Source organism: Enterococcus sp. DIV0876, assembly GCF_050529585.1.
Lineage (GTDB): Bacteria > Bacillota > Bacilli > Lactobacillales > Enterococcaceae > Enterococcus_D.
This window is the reverse complement of the sequence record NZ_CP172882.1, coordinates 105,733-131,395: the sequence shown is the minus strand read 5'-3', so window position 1 is coordinate 131,395 and position 25,663 is coordinate 105,733. Positions and strand designations below refer to the sequence as shown.

20 protein-coding genes are annotated in these 25,663 nt (G+C 42.3%); 5 read left to right on the top strand and 15 right to left on the bottom strand.

Features of this window, described 5'->3' with window-relative positions; translation table 11 throughout:
• Positions 1-71 precede the first annotated feature (71 nt).
• From ftsH to pth, 9 genes are all read right to left on the bottom strand, one after another.
• On the bottom strand, positions 72-2,189 hold the full coding sequence (gene ftsH, locus IGI41_RS00555; protein WP_430610647.1) for an ATP-dependent zinc metalloprotease FtsH: 2,118 nt from the start codon (positions 2,187-2,189) through the stop codon (positions 72-74).
• A 73-nt stretch (positions 2,190-2,262) separates the two neighbouring features.
• Entirely contained in the window at positions 2,263-2,808 is a 546-nt protein-coding gene (gene hpt, locus IGI41_RS00550; RefSeq protein WP_430610646.1) for a hypoxanthine phosphoribosyltransferase, read from the bottom strand.
• A gap of 19 nt (positions 2,809-2,827) precedes the next feature.
• The gene (gene tilS / locus IGI41_RS00545) at positions 2,828-4,216 is read right to left on the bottom strand and encodes a tRNA lysidine(34) synthetase TilS (RefSeq protein ID WP_430610644.1); all 1,389 of its coding nucleotides are present in this window, start codon (positions 4,214-4,216) and stop codon (positions 2,828-2,830) included.
• A gap of 101 nt (positions 4,217-4,317) precedes the next feature.
• Positions 4,318-4,761, bottom strand: coding sequence for a S1 domain-containing RNA-binding protein (locus IGI41_RS00540; RefSeq protein ID WP_430610643.1), 444 nt, complete (start codon positions 4,759-4,761; stop codon positions 4,318-4,320).
• Positions 4,762-4,835: 74 nt separating this feature from the next.
• Positions 4,836-5,276 carry an FtsB family cell division protein gene (locus IGI41_RS00535; RefSeq protein ID WP_430610641.1) on the bottom strand — a complete coding sequence of 147 codons (441 nt, stop codon included), beginning with the start codon at positions 5,274-5,276 and terminating at the stop codon, positions 4,836-4,838.
• Between the two features lie 83 nt (positions 5,277-5,359).
• Positions 5,360-5,626 carry an RNA-binding S4 domain-containing protein gene (locus IGI41_RS00530; RefSeq protein WP_430610640.1) on the bottom strand — a complete coding sequence of 89 codons (267 nt, stop codon included), beginning with the start codon at positions 5,624-5,626 and terminating at the stop codon, positions 5,360-5,362.
• Positions 5,613-7,223 carry a polysaccharide biosynthesis protein gene (locus IGI41_RS00525; protein WP_430610639.1) on the bottom strand — a complete coding sequence of 537 codons (1,611 nt, stop codon included), beginning with the start codon at positions 7,221-7,223 and terminating at the stop codon, positions 5,613-5,615. Before IGI41_RS00525 ends, IGI41_RS00530 begins: the two co-directional genes overlap by 14 nt.
• An 18-nt stretch (positions 7,224-7,241) precedes the next feature.
• Positions 7,242-10,760 (bottom strand): transcription-repair coupling factor, encoded by a 3,519-nt coding sequence (gene mfd, locus IGI41_RS00520; protein WP_430610637.1) that lies wholly within the window; start codon positions 10,758-10,760, stop codon positions 7,242-7,244.
• 10 nt (positions 10,761-10,770) lie between these two features.
• Positions 10,771-11,331 (bottom strand): aminoacyl-tRNA hydrolase, encoded by a 561-nt coding sequence (pth, locus tag IGI41_RS00515; protein WP_430610636.1) that lies wholly within the window; start codon positions 11,329-11,331, stop codon positions 10,771-10,773.
• Between the two features lie 356 nt (positions 11,332-11,687).
• Here pth and IGI41_RS00510 point away from each other — a divergent pair, with 356 nt between their 5' ends.
• Positions 11,688-12,671 carry an L-lactate dehydrogenase gene (locus IGI41_RS00510; protein ID WP_430610635.1) on the top strand — a complete coding sequence of 328 codons (984 nt, stop codon included), beginning with the start codon at positions 11,688-11,690 and terminating at the stop codon, positions 12,669-12,671.
• 215 nt (positions 12,672-12,886) lie between these two features.
• Entirely contained in the window at positions 12,887-14,284 is a 1,398-nt protein-coding gene (locus tag IGI41_RS00505; protein WP_430610634.1) for a L,D-transpeptidase family protein, read from the top strand.
• A gap of 36 nt (positions 14,285-14,320) precedes the next feature.
• Here IGI41_RS00505 and IGI41_RS00500 read toward each other — a convergent pair whose 3' ends face one another.
• Entirely contained in the window at positions 14,321-15,019 is a 699-nt protein-coding gene (locus tag IGI41_RS00500) for a YoaK family protein (protein ID WP_430610632.1), read from the bottom strand.
• Positions 15,020-15,077: 58 nt separating this feature from the next.
• Positions 15,078-15,581 carry a VanZ family protein gene (locus tag IGI41_RS00495; protein WP_430610631.1) on the bottom strand — a complete coding sequence of 168 codons (504 nt, stop codon included), beginning with the start codon at positions 15,579-15,581 and terminating at the stop codon, positions 15,078-15,080.
• Between the two features lie 113 nt (positions 15,582-15,694).
• On the opposite strand from IGI41_RS00495, the gene IGI41_RS00490 reads away from it, so the two are divergent.
• Positions 15,695-17,500 carry a M3 family oligoendopeptidase gene (locus tag IGI41_RS00490; protein WP_430610630.1) on the top strand — a complete coding sequence of 602 codons (1,806 nt, stop codon included), beginning with the start codon at positions 15,695-15,697 and terminating at the stop codon, positions 17,498-17,500.
• Positions 17,501-17,537: 37 nt separating this feature from the next.
• Here IGI41_RS00490 and IGI41_RS00485 read toward each other — a convergent pair whose 3' ends face one another.
• From IGI41_RS00485 to IGI41_RS00475, 3 genes are all read right to left on the bottom strand, one after another.
• On the bottom strand, positions 17,538-18,005 hold the full coding sequence (locus IGI41_RS00485) for a TspO/MBR family protein (RefSeq protein ID WP_430610629.1): 468 nt from the start codon (positions 18,003-18,005) through the stop codon (positions 17,538-17,540).
• Between the two features lie 141 nt (positions 18,006-18,146).
• A complete protein-coding gene (locus tag IGI41_RS00480; RefSeq protein ID WP_430610628.1) occupies positions 18,147-18,974 on the bottom strand; it encodes a glycosyltransferase family 8 protein in 828 nt (275 codons plus the stop codon).
• 242 nt (positions 18,975-19,216) lie between these two features.
• Entirely contained in the window at positions 19,217-20,605 is a 1,389-nt protein-coding gene (locus IGI41_RS00475) for a glycoside hydrolase family 1 protein (protein ID WP_430610627.1), read from the bottom strand.
• A 157-nt stretch (positions 20,606-20,762) separates the two neighbouring features.
• Between IGI41_RS00475 and celB the strand changes: the two genes are divergently transcribed.
• Positions 20,763-22,037 carry a PTS cellobiose transporter subunit IIC gene (gene celB / locus IGI41_RS00470; RefSeq protein ID WP_430610625.1) on the top strand — a complete coding sequence of 425 codons (1,275 nt, stop codon included), beginning with the start codon at positions 20,763-20,765 and terminating at the stop codon, positions 22,035-22,037.
• 144 nt (positions 22,038-22,181) lie between these two features.
• Positions 22,182-22,898 carry a GntR family transcriptional regulator gene (locus IGI41_RS00465; protein ID WP_430610623.1) on the top strand — a complete coding sequence of 239 codons (717 nt, stop codon included), beginning with the start codon at positions 22,182-22,184 and terminating at the stop codon, positions 22,896-22,898.
• Between the two features lie 148 nt (positions 22,899-23,046).
• Here IGI41_RS00465 and IGI41_RS00460 read toward each other — a convergent pair whose 3' ends face one another.
• On the bottom strand, positions 23,047-25,500 hold the full coding sequence (locus IGI41_RS00460) for a heavy metal translocating P-type ATPase (RefSeq protein WP_430610622.1): 2,454 nt from the start codon (positions 25,498-25,500) through the stop codon (positions 23,047-23,049).
• Positions 25,501-25,663: the final 163 nt, after the last annotated feature.

Below are 25,663 nucleotides of genomic sequence, written 5' to 3'. Positions count from 1 at the left end.
GTATTCGATTTAAAAAAAGTCTACTAACTTCGAAAGAAAAAGCATCGAGTCTCCTCGATGCTTTCCATTGATTACGCTTTGTCGTCAGGTTCATCTGAATCAGAGGCTTGTGCGTCTTCACTATTGCGACGAACATCTTCAAGCTGTTGATCAAAATCTTTGACTTCATGTTGTTCACTCGCTTTATCTGCAGCTTGTTTTTCGGCGTCTTTTTCTTCCAACGCACGTTTTGCTTCTTCAAAAGTTTGTGCTTTTTCACTTGGATACTCTGAATCTTCGGTGCCTTCAGGCATTTTGCCTTCTTCAAACAATGATTTGATTGCTTTGGCATCTAATGTTTCATGTTGCAAGAGTTTTTCGGCGATCAACTTATGTTGTGCACGATGCGCTTCAATGATTTCATGCGCTTTTTGATGGGCATCCATTAATATCTTACGTACTTCTTGATCGATCTCATATGCAACTTGCTCAGAATAAGCTTTCGTTTGACCGTAGTCACGGCCAACAAATACTTGATGGTTGCCTTCATATTGAACTGGACCTAATTTGTCACTCATTCCATATTCAGTGACCATGCTTCTTGCTAAGCCTGTAGCTTGTTCAAAGTCATTCGACGCCCCAGTAGATTGAACACCGAAGATGATTTCTTCTGCTGTTCGTCCACCTAACAAGCCGACGATTTGTTCAAACATATCTTCTTTGGTCATCAAGAATTGATCTTCTTTTGGCAAGGCGATCATATATCCGCCAGCACGCCCACGAGGGATGATCGTTACTTTGTGCACGACCCGCGCACGACTCAAGACTAGACCAACGATCGTATGTCCAGCTTCATGATAAGCCACCATTTCTCGTTCTCGTTTATTGATCACACGATCTTTCTTAGCAGGACCAGCAATCACGCGGTCTTCTGCCTCATCGATATCAGAAGCATCGATTTTTTTCTTGTTACGACGCGCAGCAACCAATGCAGCTTCGTTCAAGACATTCTCTAAGTCAGCACCTGCAAACCCTGGGGTTTGTTGCGCCACGACTTTCAAATCAACGTCATCTGATAGCGGTTTGTTCCGAGCATGGACACGTAAAATTGCTTCACGGCCTTTCACGTCCGGACGTCCAACTAAAATTTGACGGTCAAAACGACCAGGACGCAATAACGCTGGGTCTAAAACATCAGAACGGTTTGTTGCAGCAATAACAATCACACCTTCATTGCCATCAAAACCATCCATTTCAACCAATAATTGGTTCAATGTTTGTTCACGCTCATCGTGTCCGCCACCCATACCGGCACCCCGTTGGCGACCGACAGCATCGATCTCATCGATAAAGATGATAGCTGGTGCATTTTTCTTCGCTGTTTCAAACAAGTCACGGACACGGCTGGCACCGACACCGACGAACATTTCCACGAAATCTGAACCAGAAATCGAATAAAATGGCACGCCTGCTTCTCCCGCTACTGCTTTAGCTAACAATGTTTTACCAGTTCCTGGAGGCCCTTCAAGCAAGACACCTGCAGGGATCCGGGCACCCAATTCAACGAATCGTCTTGGGTCTTTTAAGAATTCGACGACTTCTACCAGTTCTTGTTTTTCTTCTTCTGCACCGGCTACATCGGAGAACCGGACACGGTTGGCTTTTTTGTCGGCTTCTTTGGCTTTTGATTTACCGAAGTTCATCACACGGCCGCCACCGCCGCCACCGCCGCCACCTTGCTGACTCATCATCATATAGAAAAAGAAAATAATGATCACGATCGGCAAGAAGCTGATCAATAGCGATAACCAGATACCGCTGTTTGATTCTTCCTCGATGGTTGTTTTGACTCCCTCAGCAGAAGCAAGACTTGTCACTTCGCTCAATGTTGAGTCATTTGGCAAAATAATGGTTGTAAAACGGGTCGAACTTGATGAAGAATTTCCGCCTAAAACGGACAAACTATTGTCATTGCTGATCGTTTGTTCTTCATTATATTCTCCCACGATTCGATACACACCATTAGCTGGTTGAACAGTGAATTGTTTAACTTTCCCATCTTTTAACTGTTCGGTAAAGGTGGAATACTCAATCGTTGGTGTTTGTTGGCTGCCATTTCCGAAAATGAAATAAACAACCATGACCATTGCCAACAAGACGAGTACATAATATAAGGTATTTTTTACCATACCGTTATTTTTCTTATTCATGCGTACCTCCTTGGCTATTTTGTTTTATCAATCCTGACCATTTGATTGTATCACAATTGATTTAGAAGAGTCACTAATTTGACTGATAAACACTTGGTTTTAATACGCCAACGTAAGGCAAATTGCGATATTGTTCTGCGTAATCCAGTCCGTATCCAACAACAAATTCATTTGGCACATCAAACCCGATATAATCGGCTTCAATATCCACGACGCGGCCTTCAGGTTTGTCTAATAATGTCACGATTTTGACCGACTTGGCTTTACGGTATTTGAACAGGTCAACTAAGTAAGCCAATGTACGTCCACTGTCGATAATATCTTCCACGATCAACAAATCTCGTCCTTCAACGTTGGTATCCAAATCTTTGACGATTTTCACTTCACCTGAAGAAATCATTGCATTGCCATAGCTGGAAACGTCCATAAAATCGAGTTCCAAGTAGCAATCCATTTCCCGAACGATATCCGCCATGAATGGCACTGCGCCTTTCAATACACCAACGACTAATGGGTTCTTGTCAGCATAAGCTATCGTCAATTCTTGACCCAATTCAACACAACGATTTTTGATTTCATCACGTGTAATCAAAACTTTTTCAATATCTTTATCTAGCATAAAGTTCTCCTTCCAACTCTTACTCCTGATATTTATAAAGAAGTATGTAGTGTATTTTATCAGTTTCTGGTGCAATACTCAAATAGGAAAATACATGCGGCAATAGGGCTATGACCTCTTGCTGCGGAGTAGTGACGATCCAACTTTTTTCCCGTTTGGCATTTGGTAGCTTGCGATCGATAAAAAAGCGACTGATTTTTTTCTGTAAGTTTGCCTGCAATTGAATACGGTCGCCAGGTTTACGCTTTCGAACAAGCAACTCAGAAGAATAGTCTATCGGTAATTCTTGCGAAAACTCCGACCAATTTGTGATTTTTTTGGGAATTTCGACATCATCACTACAAAAATACCCAATCCATTCTGTCTCAGAAAGAAAAATACCTGTACCTAAAGACAAGTGAATCTCTTTGGCGGATGAAAAGGCGGCGGCTTGCGGCAATGATCTTTTTGCGATGATCAACGAGTCGTAACTGCGGCGTACTTGCCAATCATCCCCAATATCTAGCTGCCATTGTCCTTGTTGTGTATCCAACAATCGAAGTATTTGCTGCAGTTGCTTATGATTCAGCTCTCCTTGCGGGTTGACTTGCTGCAGCACAGCAGCAAAAAAGTAATAACGGGCGGCTTCTGTAAAATCAGGCAATTGCTTTAGCGAAATCTGCCATTGTCCTTCTTGCTGATGAAGATATCGCGTCATCCACTCCTTTTGTTGTTCCCCAATCAGCTGCTCCCCATAAATCATTTCTTTTGATAACTGTTGAAAATGTTGAACTGTCTGCGGGTTTTCAGCTTTTAACAGCGGTAAAACTTGCTGTCTGATACGATTGCGCAAGTAGGTATCTTGCAGATTCGTTTCATCTTCAAAATAGGCTACTTGGTGTATTGCAGCAAAACGCTGAATCTCCTCTTTAGTCGTCGTCAACAATGGTCTCATAAGGATGCCGCCATGAAAGTCTTGTCTCTGTCTAATGCCAAAAGCATTTTTGAGACTGCCGTCGCGGATGATTTTCATCAGCATCGTTTCTACTTGATCGTCTCCATGGTGGGCTGTCAATAGAATTGGATAGTTGTGCATTTTCATGATTTCCGCAAAAAATGCATAGCGGAATCTACGCGCTGCCGCTTCGATCCCTGTCGATGGTGCTGTCTCCCATTTGCCTTCATAATAAGGAATGTTGCGGACAGCACAATATTCTCTAAGAAACTGTGCTTCCTCCTTTGAAGCCTCTCTTAATTGATGGTTGACATGGGCAACAGCGAACGGTTGGTCTGTTGCATCGGCGAAGAGTTTCTCCATCGCTGTTAAAAGAACCATCGAATCGATTCCTGTTGAGACGGCTAGCAAATAGCGCTGTTCTTCGCCAGCTGCCACTGCTGCCAGCTGTTGCCGGATCGTTTCGATCACCATCACACACTTCCTCTCATTCATCTCATGCTGCAATAAAGAAAGCTGAAACAAAACAATCCAATGGTTTTGTCCCAGCTTTCGTCTAACTTGCTATTCACCTTTTAGTTGCGTCGACCGCCACGGCCGCCGCGTTTTCCTTCAGTGTTGCGGCGTAGTGAAGAAAGACGATCATCACTATCTTTAAGAAAAGAACTCATCAATGAATCGAAGTCTTGTTTGTTTGCATTCGCAGGTTGATTACGTGAAAAAGATTTCTTCGGATTTGGCCGATTAAATTCTTTTTTCGGGTACTCGCGTTTTTCCTCTGGTTTGTCTTCAGCTTTACGGATCGACAAACCGATTTTCCCATCATTGCCAATGGCTGTGACTAGCACGGTAACTTCATCGCCAACTGTTAATACATCATGAATATCTTTTACAAAGCCATTTGATACTTCACTGATATGTACCAAACCTGTTTTCCCCTCACCCAAATCAATGAACGCACCAAAATTTGTAATACCAGACACTTTGCCCTTTAGTTTCGCTCCAACTTCGATTGACATATAAAAAATGTTCCTCCTAATTTTAACCCATTTGAAATTCATTCAAACTACTCAGTTGAGTAGGTATAACCGAACTAATCTTGTGATGCTGTCGTTGACTCGCTGCTATCTGCAGTCGAATCAGCGGTTGTTTCTGTTTCATTGCTATCTGGCAAAACAGGATAGATTTTCTCGTCGTCTTTTGAATAGAACAGACGGCTGCGTGCTAATTTCGCCACATATTCATCATCTTGCAACAATGCCACATCTCGCGTTAAATCGGCGGTCACTTTTTCAGCAGCTTCTTGTTTTGCGATCGTCTCTGTCTTGTATTCATTCAACTTCTGCAATCGTAATTGATCGTTAAACAGTTGAATACCGGCAATGGCAAAGAGCACCAATGCTGCGATGAAAAAAACGGCGAGTCGACGCCGACGAAAAATAACTTGTCGCCGTTCTTTTTCAAACTGCGCAAATTTTTCTTTCGCATAATCGGTTTGCAACAGTTCTATTTTATTTTTTGGCTCTTTTGACAATTGAACTCGCTCCCGTCGCTACGCTTGTTTTTTACATTATACCAACATACACATGGCTTGTCTAACTGAAAATACCGTAAAAATCAAGCATTTTCTGAAATTCTTTCTTCTGAAATGATCTCATACATTTTGGCAGCGTCCTCTTTTTTGGTTGACTCATGTAATTCTCTGACTTTGATTTCCAAAACTTTATTGCCAAACTGGATCCGCACTGCATCGCCAACTCTGACATCTGTGCTCGACTTTGCCAGTTTTCCATTGATTTGGATACGTCCTTTGTCCGCCACTTCTTTGGCTACTGAACGACGTTTGATGATTCTTGAAATTTTAAGGAATTTATCTAATCTCATGTTTTCCACCTCTTAATAATTTTTTGCCAAATGGTACCAATAGCCATTCTCTGATGGTTAATAATTTGATTTTGATAGCTGTAAGGATAAAAACTCCTCCGCCAATGAGCACACCGCCGATACAGAAAAGAAATGCTTGCCAGCGATGGGTCACCGCACCATTGCTTATGATGGATACGCAGGCATAGTATGCAAACAACATGCTAGCCATCACAGCCAAACAGACAACTAACTTCTTGCCATAGTTCCCTTCAAACCAAAAACGATTCAAGTCACTGGCCTGTCCATGATGCTCTGACCAAACAAAGCACACAAGCGTAGCACCTAATCCCAATAATGTGCTGAAACTTGCGCCCACTGTGCCGAAGTTAACTGTTAGCGGCCACATAGATAGCCCCTTCATCAATAAACCAACTGCCGCAGCAATCAGTCCGAAGCGAAATGCATTGCGGCTTTGCTGGATACTCTGATAAGCTTGGATCGCTGCCATCAAGGCAACTGATAACACAAATAATACCAAAGTCGTATTACCTGAACCATCTTTAAACAACGCAAAATTGATATACGGTAGTAAGATAGCCAGACCGACAGCCGAAGCCGAAGCAATACCAATCGTTAAACGTAGATACATTTTGGCCGACTTCTCAAAAAGCCCTTGGTTTTTCACAGTCAAGTATTTAGTCAATGTCGGCAAAAATGTTGAACTTAACGCCATGGCAATCACCAAACCTAACTGCACCAACGGTTGACCGCGATCGTATATTCCCTTCGCAATCCGGGCACTTTGTGCAGGCATGCCGCCCGCATCGAGTGCATTCGTCAGCAAAAAAGAATCGATCAACTGAAACAAAATCAAAAAACCACTATACACCGTCAACAATCCGCCTTCTAGAAAGAACCGCTGCCGAAGCGTTCCCGCCTTTACTCCGCCGACATTGCTTCTTTTCAATGAAACCGTTTTGCCGTTGATTTTCCGACTATAATAGCTTAAAATCCGCCAAGCTGCAAGTCCACCCATCAAAGCGCCAGCCATTGCCAAAGTGCCTGTTTGATAAATCGTCCAACCGAAACGTTGGAAGCACATGGCTGCAAACAAGATCACACCTACACGCAAGAGTTGTTCGACCACTTGTGAAACCGCGGTCGGCACCATTTGCAGATTGCCTTGAAAGATACCGCGATAAAAAGTCAATGGCGGGACAAACAAAAACGTAAAGGATACGACTCTTATCAAATTGGCCAATTGCGGATCGCCCATCACTTGCGCGATTGGTCCAGCAAATACAAAGGTGCCAAACCACAATCCGACAGCTGACCATACCACATAAGGAATCATTACCTGCAGCTTTTCTCTGCGTTTAAGGGGATCGCTTTCTTCAGCTACGATCCGAGAAATAAATTGCGGCAGCCCTGATAAGGCCAAGGTCATCGCCAGGCCATATATCGGGTAAACTTGCTGATAGACATAGAATCCTTCATCCCCCACCAGATTCTGAAAAGGAACACGGTAGATCGCACTTAATATTTTTGCGATGAAAGAAGCAATCGTGAGAATAAACGCGCCTTCCATCGTGCGTTTCAATTGTGATTTTGGCATCCCCTCGGTTCCTTTCCCTTAGTTTACTGGCTGATACTTCTGCTCACGCAAAGCTTTTACAAAATCTTGCACTTCTAATAACCACGCACTTTCTTTGAGTGTTGTTGGAATTTGTAATTTGATCGTCATCCGTTCTCGCTCGACACCCATCGTGGCTTTTAACTTTGTTGCCTTCAAGGCTTCAAATAGTTGTTCCACCGAATATTGCTTGGTACCAACTTTGCTTAATGTAAAGTGAATCGATTGCTGCTGTTTGCGGATCGTATCTAACAACGCACGCTCGCCGTTCATTTTGATTTCCCCTACAGTCAGCAAATGAACGACTTCCGTTGGATATTCACCAAAACGGTCCAACAGATCATCTTGTAATTCATCCACCGCTTCTTGGCTATCCAACTCACGGATCCGCTTATAAATTTCGATTTTTTGCCGTTCGTCTTCAATATAAGAGGTGGGCAAGTAGGCATCGATGCCCAGGTCGATCTCAACAGTTGTTTTTTCAGTTTGGGCATTTTTCCCTTGTTTACGAGAAACGGCTTCTGACAGCATTTGTGAATACATATCAAAACCGACCGCATCAATAAAGCCATGTTGCTGGGCCCCAAGCAAATTGCCTGCGCCGCGGATCGATAGATCCCGCATGGCGATTTTGAAGCCTGAACCTAGTTCGGTAAAGTCTTTGATTGCTTGCAGCCGTTTTTCACTGACTTCATTCAAGACTTTTTGCTGCTCATACATAAAGTAAGCGTAAGCCACACGATTGCTTCGACCGACCCGACCTCTTAATTGATACAATGTTGATAAACCCATGTAGTCGGCATTTTCAACAAACAGTGTATTGGCATTGGGAATATCGACACCCGTTTCAATGATCGTGGTCGTGACTAAGACATCAAATTGGCCTTCAATAAATTCAAAGAGGGTATTTTCTAATTGGATTTCTGTCATTTGTCCATGGGCGTACGCGATGCGTGCCTCTGGCACCAAGGCTTGGAGTTCTTCGACTTTTCGCTCAATCGTATCCACACGATTATAAAGATAAAAGACTTGACCTCCCCGTGCCATTTCTCGTTGGATTGCTTCGCGGACAGCACCTGGATTCATTTCCATGACATAGGTTTGGATCGGATAACGATTTTCTGGCGGTGTTTCGATCACCGATAGGTCACGTACACCCAACATCGACATATGCAATGTCCTTGGGATCGGTGTAGCCGTCAATGTTAAAACATCGACTTGAGAACGCAATTGTTTCAATCGTTCTTTATGTTTGACCCCAAAGCGTTGTTCTTCATCAATGACCAATAAACCTAAATCAGCAAAAACCACATCTTTGGATAGCAGCCGATGGGTGCCCACCAAAATATCAACTTGGCCTTTTTTGACTTGTTCGATCGTTTCATTCTGCTGCTTTTTGGTACGAAACCGACTCAAGACGCCGACATTGACCGGGAACCCCTCAAAACGATCCACCATGGTTTCATAATGTTGTTGTGCCAAAATCGTTGTTGGCACAAGAAACGCCACTTGTTTGCTTTCTTTGATGGCTTTGAAGGCTGCGCGTAATGCAACCTCTGTTTTCCCAAAGCCAACATCTCCCACCAACAAACGATCCATTGGTTTTTCTTTCTCCATATCCCGCTTGATCTCTGCAGTACTCCGCAGTTGGTCATCCGTTTCCGAGTATGGGAAGGCATCTTCGAATTCTTTTTGATAACCGTCATCTGGTTGAAAAGCAAATCCTTTTTCTGATTCGCGTTTGGCATAGAGCAAAATCAAATCATCGGCAATATCTTCGATTTTTGCGGTGACTTTACGTTTGGTTTTTGCCCATTCGCTCCCACCGAGTTTATTGATTTTTGGTGTTTTTGATTCTGATGCCACGTATTTTTGGATCAGATTCAATTGGGTAACAGGAATGAAGAGTTTGTCTTCATTTTGGTAAAGGATCGTCATATAGTCTTGGTGGACACCATCGACTTCCAAGGTTTCCATCCCAATATATTTCCCGATCCCGTGGTTCGCATGAACCACATAGTCTCCTGTTTTTAATTCATTGTAACTCTTTAAGCGTTCCGCATTGGTGACATTTTGACGGCGGGTCCGCTTTTTGTTCATTTTTTGGAAAATCTCTTTTTCAGTCACTACGACCAATTTGTCTTGCGGCATCTCGAAACCGCTTTGCAAGGTTTCAACGACGATTTGTGTTCGACCAGTAAAAAGTCGGTCTTTTGATGTTTGAACCGCATAAATATCATGATCCCGCAAATCTTGCTCTAATTTTTTGGCCCGCTCTTGATCACTGACCAGAAAAATCACTGTCTGTTGTTGTTTTTCCCAACGATCGATCTCCACTTTCAACAAGCCCATTTGGCTGAAAAACTGCTGCATTGGCCGATATTGGAATTGATGGATGGCTTGAAAACGAATGTTTCCCATCCCCTTTTGGAAAAAAGAGAAGAAACTTGTCACAAAGGTCTCTTTTTGGATCAGTTGATGCACATCGATTCCAAAATGCTGTTCTGAAAAGACCCGTAATTCCGCAAGCTTTTGGGTATGCCATTCCGCTTCTTCTCGCTCGATTTCACGGTTGGTTTCCATAATACGCGCGTAATCATCGATCATCAACAAGGCATCTTTGGAAAAATAATCCAAAATGCTTGTTTCTTTATTATATAAGAGATCGGTATAATATCGTGCATTTTCTCCAGGAATACCGGCTTGCCACTCGGCAGCCAACTGTCCAAAGTAATCTTGAAGGAAAGTTCGATCAACTTCTTCTTTGGTGATTGCCAACCTTTTGGACAACAACTCTTGGATGCGGGCTTGTCCAGCAGCTAAATCTTGTGCCGAAAAAACCAATTCTGATGTAGGTAAAATCGTTACCTTTTCAAGCGTTTCGACCGAACGTTGTGTCTCCACGTTGAAAGAACGCATCGAGTCGATCTCTACATCGAACAACTCGATCCGTATTGGGTAAGCAGCGCTTAAAGGATAAATATCTAAAATACTGCCGCGGATACTGAATTCTCCGGGCTTACCGATCATTGATTGCCGTTCATAGCCCATCAAGACTAATTGTTGGGGCAAAGCGTCTAGATCAATCTCATCCCCAACCTGCCATTGAAACTGATTGGCCTGCCAAGTGGCTTTGGTCGGTAAATATTTTCTCAATGCAGCGACTGGCAATACATAAATACCGGCTTTGCCCTCCGTGACCGCATTGAGTGCAGTCACTCTTTCTTCACGGGCTTCTGGGGAAGAAAAAGCCATTTCCGCAGACAAGACTTCATCTACTGGAAAGACATACACCTCTTCGATGACATTCCGCAAATCTTCTGCTAATTGATTGGTATAGTATAAATTGGGAGTCACCACGATTACTTGCTTATTAAATGACTGATAGGCGCCTGCGATTGCTACTGTTTTAGCAGATCCTGCCAAGCCAGTCAGCAATTGACGCGGCACTTCATTTTTTAGTTCTGTATGCCAAGCAGCCACAGTCGGTACTTTATTGATTAATTCGATAACGTCCATTTTGGCCTCCTTAATTAAATCGATTCATTGTGGCAATAAAGTCGCCATTGGTCAAGTAATCGATACTGGCTTCAACCGCTTTGTCGATACTGCCAAGAACGATCGGTAAATCATCTTTGCTAAATGGGCTAAGCACATGATCAACGACTGTACGTCCTGGTAAAGGACGATCGATACCAACTTTTATACGGTCAAAGACCGTCGTATTCAAATGGGCAATGATGCTCTTGATCCCATTGTGTCCACCAGCGCTTCCTTTTTGACGCAGGCGGATTTTGCCAAGTGCCAAATCAAGGTCATCATAGATAACCACCAGTTCTTCTGGATAGACACCAAAATACGTCATCAACGGCCCTACCGCACGTCCTGATTCATTCATAAATGTTTGCGGCTTGACCAATAAGATTTTTTCGCCATTTAAAAAAAAGGTAGCAACTTCCGCCTCAAAGGCAGAGCCTTTGAAAGAGGCTTGATGGGTGTGTGCTAGGGCATCTACCACCATAAAACCAATATTATGTTTTGTTTTTTCATATTTTCTGCCGGGATTGCCCAGACCAACGATCATTTTCATGTGGGAATACACTCCATTAATTAGAATCATGTTCAAGTCTATTTCATTTATTTTATAATTTTTTTGCGCCAAACACAAAATACTGGGCACATATTTGCGCCCAGTTGCTAGAACTATTACATTATAACACGAAACTAACTGTTATGGTTACGCTATCTTGTTCAGTTTTTATCTTTCTTAACAAATCTTAATGAAAGCTTGATATAGAAAGATTTTGACGCAATAACAAAGAAAGCATTTACAACTGAAACAGCAATATTTTGTGTAATATTGTTGTGCAAATCACATGACAAATGTTGTTGAAAGTGTTAGGATATTAGCGTGTAAAACAATTAAGTGGAAGGAATGATACACAGATGACTGCAAAAACGAACAAAAAAGATCACCAAAAGGTAATTCTTGTTGGAGACGGTGCGGTTGGTTCTAGTTACGCATTTGCGTTGGTAACACAAAACATTGCGCAAGAAGTCGGAATCATTGATATAAATACAGCAAAAACAGAAGGCGACGCAATTGACTTGTCACATGCTTTGGCATTTACTTCCCCTAAAAAAATCTATGCAGCGTCCTATGCTGATGCCCACGACGCTGATTTAGTCGTAATCACAGCTGGTGCGCCTCAAAAACCAGGCGAAACTCGTTTAGATTTAGTTCATAAAAACTTAAAAATCAATCGTGAAGTTGTGACGCAAATCGTTGATTCAGGTTTCAACGGTATATTCTTAGTTGCGGCAAACCCAGTAGATATTTTGACTTATTCAACTTGGAAATTCTCTGGTTTCCCTAAAGAACGCGTCATCGGTTCTGGTACTTCATTAGACTCAGCTCGTTTCCGTCAAGCTTTGGCTGAACTTGTTGATGTAGATGCACGTAACGTCCATGCCTATATCTTAGGTGAACACGGCGACTCAGAGTTCCCAGTTTGGTCACATGCCAACGTTGCTGGTTTACAAATTTATGAATGGGTCAAAAACAACCCTGATATCGATGAAGAAGCCATGGTCAACTTATTCTTTAGTGTCCGTGATGCAGCCTACACGATCATCGAGAAAAAAGGTGCGACATTCTACGGTATCGCTGTTGCATTAGCACGTATCACTCGTGCAATCTTAGACGATGAAAATGCAGTCTTGCCATTGTCTGTTTATATGAATGGTGAATATGGCTTGAATGATATTTATATTGGTGCTCCTGCAGTCATCAATGCCCAAGGAATCCAAAAAGTCATTCAAATTCCATTGACCGATGCTGAAAAAGATCGGATGGCTGCTTCTGCGAAACAATTGCAAGATATCCTAAATGAAGCTTTTGCAAAACTAGATGCAGAAGAAAAAGCATAATCCATTCTTCTAAATAAAGAGCGTGCGCACAAGGGATACGGTTGTATCTCTTGTGCTTTTTCTTTATAGGTCTTCCTGGATCTGTTTAAGATAGTTTAAGAATTCTCTATTTTTTCAAGAAACTTTCATTCGTCTAGTTCGCTTTCAAGATAGAATATGGTATTATTTAAACGTTCTTATTGTTTATCATGACATGCAAAAAAAGGAGTAATTGAATGACTCGTTCGAACAAACATAGCAACACAAACAGCAAAACGAAGAAGATCATTCTGATCGTCTTGGCGGCTTTACTTGTGTTGATCGCTGGCGGTTATACCTACCGAAGTACATATTATGCAACCCGATTTTTGCCCAATACTAAAATAGACGGCATCGATATTAGTGATAAAACCATCGCGGAAGCCAATACCCTCTTGCATGACCGTTACTCGCAAGAAAACTTTACGATCAAAGATGGCGATAGTGAATGGAAAACTGTCAATCTGGCACAATTTGGTTTGCAAACAGATTTCACTGATGAATTGCAATCATTGAAAGATGACCAAAATCAATGGAGCTGGGGCGTCGCTTATGTGTCTGCAGCTGAAGAAACAGCTTTAGACAATGTTTCTGTTGACCAAGATACGTTAACCGCTGAAACAAAAAAAATCCAAACTGAATTAGAAACCTTAAACGAAGACCGCACCAAATCAGCAGATGCCACCCTTGAAAAAGGCGAAGATGGTTTTTCTATCAAACCTGAAGTTGTCGGCGATGCGATTGATGTCGATCAAGCAATCGCAGATTTACAAGAAGCTATCGTAAGTGGTGAAAAAGAATTAGATTTGACTGCCTATGAAACGAAACCAAGTGTCACGTCAGATGATACCGATTTGACCAAAGAAAAGGATGCATTAAATAAGATTGCCCAAGTTACAGCTACTTACTCGATCAATGGTTCGACTTTCCAGATTCCAACTGCTACGATCATGGATTGGTTGTCTTACAAAGATGGTGAAACATCGATCGATGAAGACAAAGTTCGTTCCTACGTCAGCGAATTGGGAGACAAATACAATACGAGTACCAATTCATCGACCTTCAACAGCACCAAACAAGGAGAAGTCACTGTACCCGCCGGAACGCTAAGTTGGACGATCCAGACCGATACAGAAACTGCTGCTTTGATCGACGCTTTGAAAACTGGTGAAGATTTCACCCGCTCCCCTGTTGTGAAAGGCAGTGCCGATGCCAGTGCACCACTATTTGGTGATACGTATATTGAAGTCGATTTGAAAAATCAACATATGTGGTATTACAAAGATGGCGCAGTTGTCTTAGAAACAGATATTATTTCTGGCAAGCCAGCAACGCCTACGCCGACTGGTGTCTTCTATGTTTGGAACAAAGAAGAAGATGCTACCTTAACTGGTGAAGATTACGCCTCTCCTGTCGATTACTGGATGCCGATTGATTGGTCAGGTGTCGGGATCCATGATTCCGACTGGCAATCCGAATACGGTGGCGATCTATGGAAGACCCGTGGTTCTCACGGATGTATCAACACACCGCCAGGCGTGATGAAAGAACTTTACAGCAAAGTGGAAGTTGGTACACCTGTTATCGTGATTTAAAGCAAAAACCTTTCGACAAAAAAGTCGAAAGGTTTTTTATTGTTTATTTTGACTAGTGATCGTTATTGCCAAAACAGCAATCAAAATCACGGATACCAGCCAGATCGTCCGATGAAATAAAATCGTTCCCAATAAACTACTCAAGACTGCGCCTAGGAAGAAACCGCCAATGATCAAGGCAATCGAGATGATTTTCGGTGTCACAGCATGATCTTTCTTAAATACCCGCAGATATAGATAATCCGCGAGGGAGCGCAAATTCCCAGTGGTCATCGTGGTCGCATATGGCATCCCAGCTAGTTTGCGATACGCCGCATATTGGATCGCTGCAAAAAAAGACAACCCCGCATCTATCATGACATTCGGTAATACCTGGGCAAAAAAACCTAAAATAAAGATACCGATTGCCTCAAAAATCAATGCGGCATTTTGCCAGACAATCCAACCACCAGTTGGAAAGTGATGTTGTAAATAGTTGGTTACCATAATACCAATCAAAAATAGTGTAATTGGCGGTAAGTAATGCATAGCTTGAGAAAAATTTCCCGTGGACAAATTGATACCCAATAAAATCACATTTCCCGATTGCATACTGGCAAAAACTTCTCCGTGAAAAAGATACGTATATGCATCTAAAAAGCCGCCGGCCATCGCCAAAAGTATGCCTACTGGTAAACTTTCATGGACGACCATCACTGGTTCATTTTTTATTGAATTGCTCGTTTGTTTTTGCATCTATTTCGCCTCTGTTGTCTTTAAAGATAAATTTTTTAACTGTAGCCGTAAGATTATATCACTTACGCTTTTTTTTGCGCCATACGCACCAGAGCCAACTGATCAAAACCGCTGTCGCTGCCCCTGCAGAATCCAACATCACGTCTTGAAACAAAGGGGTCCTGCCGCCTGTCAACATTTGATGAAATTCATCGATTCCCGCATAACCGGTCGCAGCTAACCATGCAAAAAAGGCCGCCAACCAAAAAGGGATTCGCCGATAGACCAAGACAAAAAATAAACTGCCGCTCAATAAAAAATAAGTAAAAAAGTGGGCGCCCTTACGGATAAAAAATTCCACAAAAGAAAAATAACCTTTAGCTGCAATGCTGACCTCGGAACCAGCATAGGAAAAAGAAATACCCGACAACCCTTCTTTAAAGGGTTCACTTTTTAAAAGGCGAGACAATAAGCCGACCTGTGATTGCTGTTCATAGGTTTGGGAAGAACTAATGAATAGCACCACAATCACTGCTAAGGCCACGAAAAAATAAAAATTTGAATCTTTCAGTAACTTTTTCATCGTTTTCACTCCTCATTTTCCTATCTTACCATTTCCAATGATCGATGCAACCACTTTTCTTGAGTTATGCTATACTTGAATAGGTTCAATATATTAAAGGAGGTTTGATAGGGATGACCTATTCAATCAATTGGAATCTAGAAACTATTTTTCCAGGAGGCAGCCAGTCAAAAGCATTACAAGAACGGATGACTCTTCTAACAGAACAAATCACCAACTATCGTACACATGTCGATGAATGGACACCTGGTGGAGAAGGTACAGCAGCTGGTTTAACAGCCCTACTCGAGTTATCAGCAACGATCAGCCAAGGTTTTTCTCAATGCGGCAGTTTTATCAATGCGTTGTTATCAGCCAATGTCAATGACAACCAAGCCAAACTATTATCTGGTGATCTGTATGCCAAATTACCAGCTTTACAATCCGCTCAAACTGTCTTTTCTAAGAAATTGACAGAAATTTCTGAGGATGATTGGCAAACATTGATGACAGATCCTTCTTTAGCACCCGTAGCTTTTCGTTTAAGCGAAATTCGTCGCGATGGCAAAGAGTTGTTGTCAGAGGCCGAAGAAAATATCATCAATACACTCAGTCTGGATGGTTTGAATGCATGGAGTCAACACTATGACACGATTGTTGCAGGAATCGAAATTCCCTTTACGCAAGAAGATGGGACTACAATCACATTGTCGGCTGGCCAAGCCTTCAATAAAATGATGGGAGATCCTGACGCTGAAGTGCGGGCCCGATTGTTCGATACATGGGAAAAAACTTGGGCAGAAAAAGAAGATCTATTTGCGGATACGTTAAATCATCTCGATGGGTTCCGGCTATCCACTTTCAAATTGCATGGTGTGACCGACTATTTAAAAGAACCTTTAGAATATAACCGGCTACAAAAAGCGACATTGGATGCAATGTGGGCGACGATCCAAAAAAATAAACAACCAATCGTCGATTTCTTGACCCGTAAAGCCAACCTTTTCGGCAAAGAAAAAATGGCTTGGCAAGACCAAGATGCCCCAATCATCTTAGGCGATATGGAAGAAAGAACCTATTCCTTTGATGAGGCGGCCGAGTTTATCTTGACCAATTTCCGAAAATTCAGCCCTAAAATGGCTGATTTTGCCCAAATTGCTTTCGAAAACAGCTGGATCGAAGCCGAAGATCGTCCAGGTAAACGTCCTGGCGGGTACTGTACCAGCTTACCTGAAACCAAAGAATCACGTATTTTTATGACTTATAGCAATTCAGTCAACGAAGTGGCTACCTTAGCTCATGAATTAGGCCATGCTTTCCACAGCAGTGTCTTATGGGAGTTACCAGAATTAAATCGAAATTATGCAATGAACGTTGCCGAAACTGCAAGTACCTTTGCAGAATTGATCGTGGCAGATGCAACCTTGAAAGAAGCCACGACCAAAGAAGAAAAAATCAACTTGCTAGATGCCAAAATGCAAAATGCCATCGCGATGTTCATGAATATTCATGCCCGCTTTATTTTTGAAAACAGCTTCTATCAAGCACGACAAGAAGGGTTGGTTTCACCAGAACAAATCACCGAAATGATGACTGCGGCACAAAAAGAAAGTTATGCAGACGGACTTTCTAGCTACCATCCTCACTTCTGGGCGGCCAAATTGCATTTCTTTATCGATGATGTCCCATTCTATAACTTCCCATATACCTTTGGCTATTTATTCAGCATGGGAATCTATGCCTTTGCCAATCAAAAAGGCGCTAGCTTTGAAGAAGAGTATATCGCGCTTTTACAAGACACTGCCGCAATGACCACAGAGGAATTGGCACAAAAACATCTAGGTGTCGATTTGACGAAACCAGATTTTTGGCAAGCTGGAATCGATATGGTCTTGCAAGACATCAACAGTTTTATGGAATTGACAGAAGAATATCTATAAAAAAAGACCGTTGCAGTCATGACTGCAACGGCTTTTTTTAGGCATTGAGCAAGGTCAAGCCGATGGTTAAGTAACCAGCATACAAACACCAAATCAAATAAGGAATAAATAAGTACAGTGCTTTCTTATCTACCCGAGCAAATAAAACCATACAGATGATCACGGATATAATAAGCAGGACAATCACGATCGTTCCTGCCCAATACGCTTGCCAACCAAAAAAGACAATACTCCATAAGAAGTTTAACACTTGTTGGATCCCAAAAAAGAGATATGCTTGTTTCTTAAAGACCGGATTGACTTTTGCGGTAATCAAGAAATACAACGCCGTACCCATAAAAGCATACAAAATCGTCCAAACGATACCAATAATACCGCCAGGGGGTGCTAAAAATGGTTTGTCCATTTGGGCATACACACCTGCGATATCACCTGCAAATAAACTTGATATAATACCAGTTGCTTCGATGCCGATCACACAAACGAGCCAGAGAATAAATTTCATTATGGTCACTCCTTCTTCCTTTCCTTAATGGTACCATTGAAATGATGAAAAGGAGGTCTCTCATGCTTACATGCAGCTACACAGATGCTTCCAGATATTTGCTCCTCTTCTTATCGATCAGTATGCGTGGATCCAATACGTTTACAATGCAGTTTCAGCTTTTCGCCGATCACGGTCGATATATTTATACAACGCACCAAAGCGTCCCCGATACCCTTTTTGCCAAGGTTTTTCTTTGCCGCAAAAATGCAGCAGTGCAGTATGCTCGATCACCCAGTCCATTCGCCATTCGCCTAAGCTGATTGTTTCGTATGTTCTATTTTTGCGTACATCGTAATTATAAATGTGGTCTGGAACGGCGATGATCCGCTCACCATATAAGCCATTCAAAATGTCCTGATCCGGCAAAAACAAATTCAATTGATTTTTTTTGATAAATGCCGCAATTTCGGATTCCTTGACTTCGCTTCTTAGTTGCTGCAAATTCATCAGCAAAACCCCAGAATTAAAATAGCCTTCGGATTCATAATTACCTAATCGAACTTTATTCAAAACGGTTGTCATTTCTGTCAACTTCGCGTGGCTGGCAGCTGCATAAAGCGCCTCTCCTAAAGGCAATTGATAAAGCGGGGTCAAGTCATTGATACATAAAATATCCGCATCCAAATACAAAATCCGTTCTAAATCCTTTGGCAAATAATTTTGTGCCAGCAAACGATAATAGATTGATTCAGGGTAGCGATCGCTGACTGGCGCCTCTTTGAATATCGACCCTGAACCAATGACAACAGGATGATACTGCATATCAAATTGTTGACAAAAAAAATGCAATTCTTCCGTTTTGATCAAGGTTTGCTCTTGTAAAACATAGACATTGATTTCTTTTTGCTGGGTATGTTGCCTGATCGAATAGAGTGTCGTTTTTAGTTGTTCGCTAAACCGATCATCGATAGCAAAAAGCAAATTCATTCTTCCATCACTCCATTTCTCAATTCAACTGATCGCAATCAGCCAAACCTTCCTTCTGCTTATAGTATACCCGATTCCTCAAAATTTACTAAAAGATACAAACAGCACAAAAAAATGACAGAATCTAAAACAACGTACGTTTACCCAGGGACCCAAGATCTCCTCCCATAAGGCCCTGAACAAAACTCCGGTCCTCGGGCAGCAAACTAATTGTCTTCGATAATTCTGTCATCTCTTTTTATTTAAAATCCATGATGATCGGATACTTCTTTGAACCAGTGACCAGATTTTTTGATCGTTCGTTTGGCATCATTGGCCAAATCTACAGAGATAAAACCATAGCGGTTTTTATAGGCATTGGTCCATGACCAGTTGTCCATGCAAGTCCACATATGATAGCCAACACAGTTTGTTCCTTCTTGAATGGCTTGATGGACATACTTCAGATGGTCGCTGACAAACTCGATACGGTAATCATCTTCGATCACACCTTGATCATTGATAAAACGGCTTTCTCCTTCAACGCCCATACCGTTTTCCGAGATATAGCATTTGATATTACCATAATTTTCTCGCGTATTCGTTAAAATATCATAAATGCCTTTTTCATAAATTTCCCACCCGCGGTAAGGATTCATTTTTTTGTTAGGCATATCATACGTGTCAAAATAATCGTCTGGCATTGGCCCATGGCTGTGATCCACAGCTGATTCTTTGGCTTTGATCCGACGTGGTTGATAATAATTGATGCCCAACAGATCGACTGTATTTTCTTTGATCGTTGTCAGATCTTCTGCTTGCATTTCTGGAACCATGTCTAATGCTTTAATAATTGTTACCAGTTCTTCTGGAAATGTGCCTTTAACAGCAGGGTCCAAGAATGAACGGTTAAAGAAGGCATCTGCGATAGCAGCTGCTTTGACGTCTTCAGGATTATTGGCATCTCGAGGATAGCTTGGTGTCAAATTTAAAATGATCCCAATTTCTCCACCAAGATCCATTTGATGATAGGCAGCGATTGCTTGTGCACTAGCCAAGTTTTCATGAAAGCCCACTTGGACAGCATGCTTCATATTGATTTCATTCGGATAATGGAATTGATACAAATAGCCACCTTCCACTGGCACGATCGGTTCATTATGGGTGAACCATTTTTTGACGCGATCCCCAAATAAAGTGAAACATGTTTTGGCAAATGCCACATAGGCATCAACGGTAGCCCGATTCAACCACCCACCCTTTTCTTGTAATGCCATAGGCATATCAAAATGGTATAGATTCATAAATGGTTCAATATCATTGGCGATCAATTCGTCAATATAGTCATTATAAAAGGCAACTGCTTTCTGATTGATTTCTCCTGTTCCTTCTGGAATCAATCGACTCCATTGGATCGAGGTACGAAAAGAATTGTGTCCAGTTGCTTTCATTAATTGAATATCTTCACGATAGCGTTTATACACTTGGGAAGTGTCACCAGGTCCGACACCATCAAAAAATTTGCCTGGTTCTTCTTGATACCAGTGATCCCAAATACTGGGACCCTTGCCATCACCTGCATAGGTGCCTTCTGTTTGTGGGCCGCTGGCAGCTGAACCCCACCAAAAGTCTTTTGGAAATTGATACTCCATTTCTCTCACTCCTCATTTTTCTTTGTTAATCTAAGCATAAAGGAAGCCTTTGCAAAAATCAATCCTTTTCCAACAAAATGTATAGACATTTAAAAGAAAACATGATACATTGTCATTGTAATCGATTGCAACAAGACATTTTTAAGGAGTGGTAGTAATGAATGGTTTTATGGATAAACTTTCTGAAAAGATTTTGCCGCTAGCCAATGCGTTAGGACAAAACCGCTATTTGACAGTATTAAGAGATGCGTTTATGCTGTCTTTTCCGATCACCATGTTCGGATCGATCGTTGTTGTACTAAATAATTTACCTTTCTTTAGTGACGCAACGAAAGGAACGCTAGGTACACTATTTGGTAATGGACAAAATGCAACAATGAGTATTATGACCGTCTTTGTCACCTTCGGTATTGGCTATTATTTATCGAAATCTTATGATGTTGAAGGTATCTTTGGCGGTGCTGTTTCTTTTGCTAGTTTCTTGATTTTGACCCCTTTCTTTATGACGACTGAATCTGGAGAAACCGTTTCTGGCGTTTTATCATTGGATCGTTTAGGTGCAAAAGGAATGTTTATCGGTATGATTGCTGCTTTTCTAGCTGCTGAGATTTACTGCCGTATCACAAAGCGCGGTTGGCAAATCAAAATGCCTGACGGTGTACCGCCAGCAGTGTCTAAATCATTTGCGGCATTGATTCCAGCAATCATCACTTTAACTGTTTTCTTGGTGATCAATGCGATCATGACTGGTGTTTTCAATGCCAATCTGCATGATGTGATCTATGAAGTGATCCAAAAACCATTGACTGGTTTAGGCAGCAGTTTGCCAGCAACTTTATTGGCCCTGTTCTTCGTTCAATTCTTATGGTTCTTTGGTCTACATGGCCAAATCATCGTCAATTCAGTTATGGATCCGATTTGGAACACATTGATGTTAGATAATTTGGAAGCGTATCAAAATGGAGACGCACTGCCGCATATCGTTACCAAACCATTTATGGAAACCTTTACTGTTGGATTGGGTGGTTCTGGCATGACTTTAGCGGTTGTAATTTTAATGGCTTTTGTCTTAAAGAAAAAACAATACCGCGATGTAGGACGTTTGGCTTTGGCTCCAGGTATCTTCAATGTAAATGAACCAGCAATTTTTGGTATGCCGATCGTATTGAATGCAACGATTTTGATTCCTTGGGTCGTAGCACCTTTAGTGGTCACTACATTGAACTACTTAGTGATGGCCGCAGGATTGGTGCCTGCACCAACCGGCGTTTCCGTACCATGGACCGTACCTGTTGTCTTTAGCGGAGTACTTGCAACCAACTCATGGCTAGGCGGCTTGCTGCAGGTAATTGATGTAGTGATCGTCGGATTGATCTGGTATCCATTCTTACGTGTATTGGATCGTCAAGTTGAGCCAAGTCTAGAACAATAGAATCAACGCAGTGCAACACGCTTGCCTGTATGCCAGACTGCCGACTTACCTTTAGTCGGCAGTTCTTTTTTATGGCTGATGAAAAAAGCAGATTGAGTTTGTCGAAACCGCTCTTTTCAGCCATACTTCTCTCGAGGTGATTAGATGCCAAAATACCAAGAAATTGCTGATATTTTGCGGAATCGAATAAAAAATCAAACCTATCCGCCAGATAGTTTATTGCCTAATCAAATTGCGCTTGTTGCTGAATTCGGTGTCAGCCGAATGACGATCAAAAAAGCAATCGGTATCTTGGCCCTGGAAGGGCTAGTTTATGCACAACGTGGTGCTGGAACCAAAGTTCTGAACCATCCTTTTGTTGACAAAGATACGACAACGTTAACCATTTATGAAGGATTATCCACAGAGATGGCCAAAGCTGGCCGAAAACTGACCAGTAAAATCATTGATTTTCAAGTGACGTTCCCGGATGCAACAATCCAAGAAAAGCTGATGCTAAAAGAAGAACAGCCAGTTTATGCGATCGTTCGCTTACGGATCCTTGAAGATCAACCTTTTATTTTAGAGCATACACATATGCCGGTGCATCTCGTACCAAATCTGAATCGCAGCCATTTAGAACACTCAATCTATGATTATGTCAAAGGTGAATTAGGGGTCCAGTTTGCTGGTGCCTACCGGACGATATCCGCTGACAAAAGTTCGTCTTATGACCAAGAATATCTTCATTGCCAAAAAGATGACCCTGTGCTGGAGATCCAGCAAATCATTTACCAAAAAGATGGTCAGCCGATCGAGTTTTCTCGCAGCCGCAACCGCTATGATATGCGGGCCTATTCTCTTTTGGATGTCCAAAGTTAAAGAACGTTGTCGCTGCTGCATGCGTGCAGTAACGTCAACGTTCTTTTATCTACTCTGTATAGCTATGGTCAAAAAAAGATAGACCCCTAACATTTGTTTAAGGGTCTATCTTTCATCTTTCCCTCTATTCTGACGAACCAAGAACGGCTCAAGCCTTTGTTGGCTTGAATCGCTTCAAGCGCAAGGCATTAAGCAAAACTGAAACAGAACTAAAACTCATTGCAGCGCCCGCGATCATCGGGTTCAATAATGGCCCGCCAAAAAGATGCAACAGCCCCATGGCTACAGGTATTCCTAATACGTTATAGGCAAATGCCCAAAAAAGATTTTCTTTGATATTCTTGATTGTCGCACGACTTAGTTCAATTGCCGCAGGCACATCCATCAAATCACTGCGCATCAAGACGATATCAGCCGATTCAATCGCGACATCGGTACCCGTACCAATCGCAATTCCCACATCTGCTTGTGCCAATGCTGGTGCATCATTGATGCCATCTCCCACCATGGCCACTCGTTGACCAGATTGCTGCAAGTAAGCAACTTGTTGCGCTTTGTCTTCTGGGAGAACATCGCTGATGACTTGATCGATACCGACTTGTTTGGCAATCGCTGCCGCCGTTTTTGCGTTGTCACCCGTGATCATCGCGACATTCACGCCCATTGTGTGCAGGCGTTCGATGGCTTGTCGACTGCTGGCTTTGATGGTATCTGCCACCGCAATCAGTCCAATTGCCACACCACCATGAGCCACATACATCGGTGTTTTGCCATTTTCTGCTAATTGCATCGCTTGTGCCGACAAGTCAGATACAGGAATCGCTTTTTGCTGCAGCCACTTTTGATTGCCCAATAAAATTTCTTCACCAGCAATAATTCCTTGGATCCCATGTCCTGGAATAGCTGCAAAATCTGAAGCCGGTAATAATGCCAACTGCTGTTTTTCTGCTGCTGCCACAATGGCTTCTCCTAATGGATGCTCTGACCCTTTTTCAATAGAGGCTGCAATTTGCAGTAATTCAGCTGTTGTATGACCTGCAATCGGCAGCAGATCTGTTACCGCTGGCTTGCCTTCGGTGATGGTCCCTGTTTTATCAAAGACGATCGTTGTGACACTTCTCGCTGTTTCTAAAGCATCGCCACTTTTGATCAAGACCCCATTTTCTGCACCTTTACCAGTACCAACCATGATTGCTGTAGGTGTCGCTAACCCTAGTGCGCAAGGACACGCAATCACCAAAACAGATATGGTAATGGTCAATGCAAAAATCCATGACTCTTGACCAAGGAAAAACCAAGCCAAACCTGCAAAAAGCGCTAACCCAATCACAATCGGGACGAAGACACCAGATACTTTATCCGCCATTCGAGCAATTGGTGCTTTCGAACCTTGGGCATTTTCAACAAGCTGAATGATTTGAGCCAATGTCGAATCATTGCCGACGGTGGTAGCTTCATATTGAAAAGTACCATTTTTATTGATACTAGCGCCAATGACTTTATCTCCAGCTTGCTTTTCGATAGGGAGGCTTTCACCCGTGATCATTGATTCATCGATTGCTGATTTGCCAGAGGTGACCACCCCGTCCACTGGAATTTTTTCACCTGGTCGTACAACTAATAGATCACCCGCTGCAACTTCTTCAATCGGTACTTCTACTTCTTGCACATCCGTCCCCATACCTCGGAGGACACGGGCCTTTTTCGGTGCAAGATCCATAAGCTTCTTAATGGCTTCCGATGTTTTGCCTTTCGAAACAGCCTCCAAGTATTTACCCAAAGTGATCAAAGTCAAAATCACAGCAGCCGATTCGTAATAAAGATGCATCGCATAATGGATAGTGCCGAGATAGACCATTATCGTGCCATATAGACTATATAAGAAGGCGGCACTTGTTCCTAAGGCCACTAATGAATCCATATTGGGATGGCCTTTGCTCAGTGCTTTAAACCCTGCCTGATAAAAAGGGCTGCCAAGCAACATCACAGGTATGACCAGTAAGAACTGAACTGTCACAAAAGTTGCTGGATGCGCCATAGGTGCCAAAAAGCTAGGTATAGGCAAGCCTATCATTTCTCCCATTGCCAAATAGAACAATGGCACAGTAAAAATCGCTGATAACCAAAAGCGGCGCCACAATTGCTGCAGTTGGCTTGCTTTATCATCTTGTGTCGATTCAGCTATAGATTGTGCTTCATATCCAGCATCCTTTACAGCTTTCATGACTGCTTGCGGACTTGTCATCGTCTGATCATAAGACACAGTCAGCCTTTCTGTTGCCAAGTTGACAGCGGCTGAATGGATACCTGGAATTCGCTGTACCGCTTTTTCTACTGTTTGTACGCAAGATGCGCAAGTCATCCCTTTGACCCCAAACGCAGCCTTTTGTTGCGAACCAACCATTTGATATCCAGCATCTGCGATAGCTTGGGCCAATTGCGCCTCCTGTAATTGTTGATCATCATAGCGAATATGCAATTTTTCAGTTGCTAAATTCACACTGGCAATCTCCACACCTGGTAGTGTGTTGGCTGTCTTCTCTACCGTTTGGGCACAAGAAGCACAGGTCATGCCTTTGACCGCATAATTGGTTTCAATCATGATGGTCTCCCCCTTTAAAGATTTCTTTTCATTTTTCAAGTGTCTTCACCTTTTTGTTTACACTTGTAATCATTCACTCCCTATACTTTACCTTTATCGTTTACACTTGTCAACGATTATTCACCAAAAAAGCACGTTCACGAAGAACGTACTTTTTCATCGT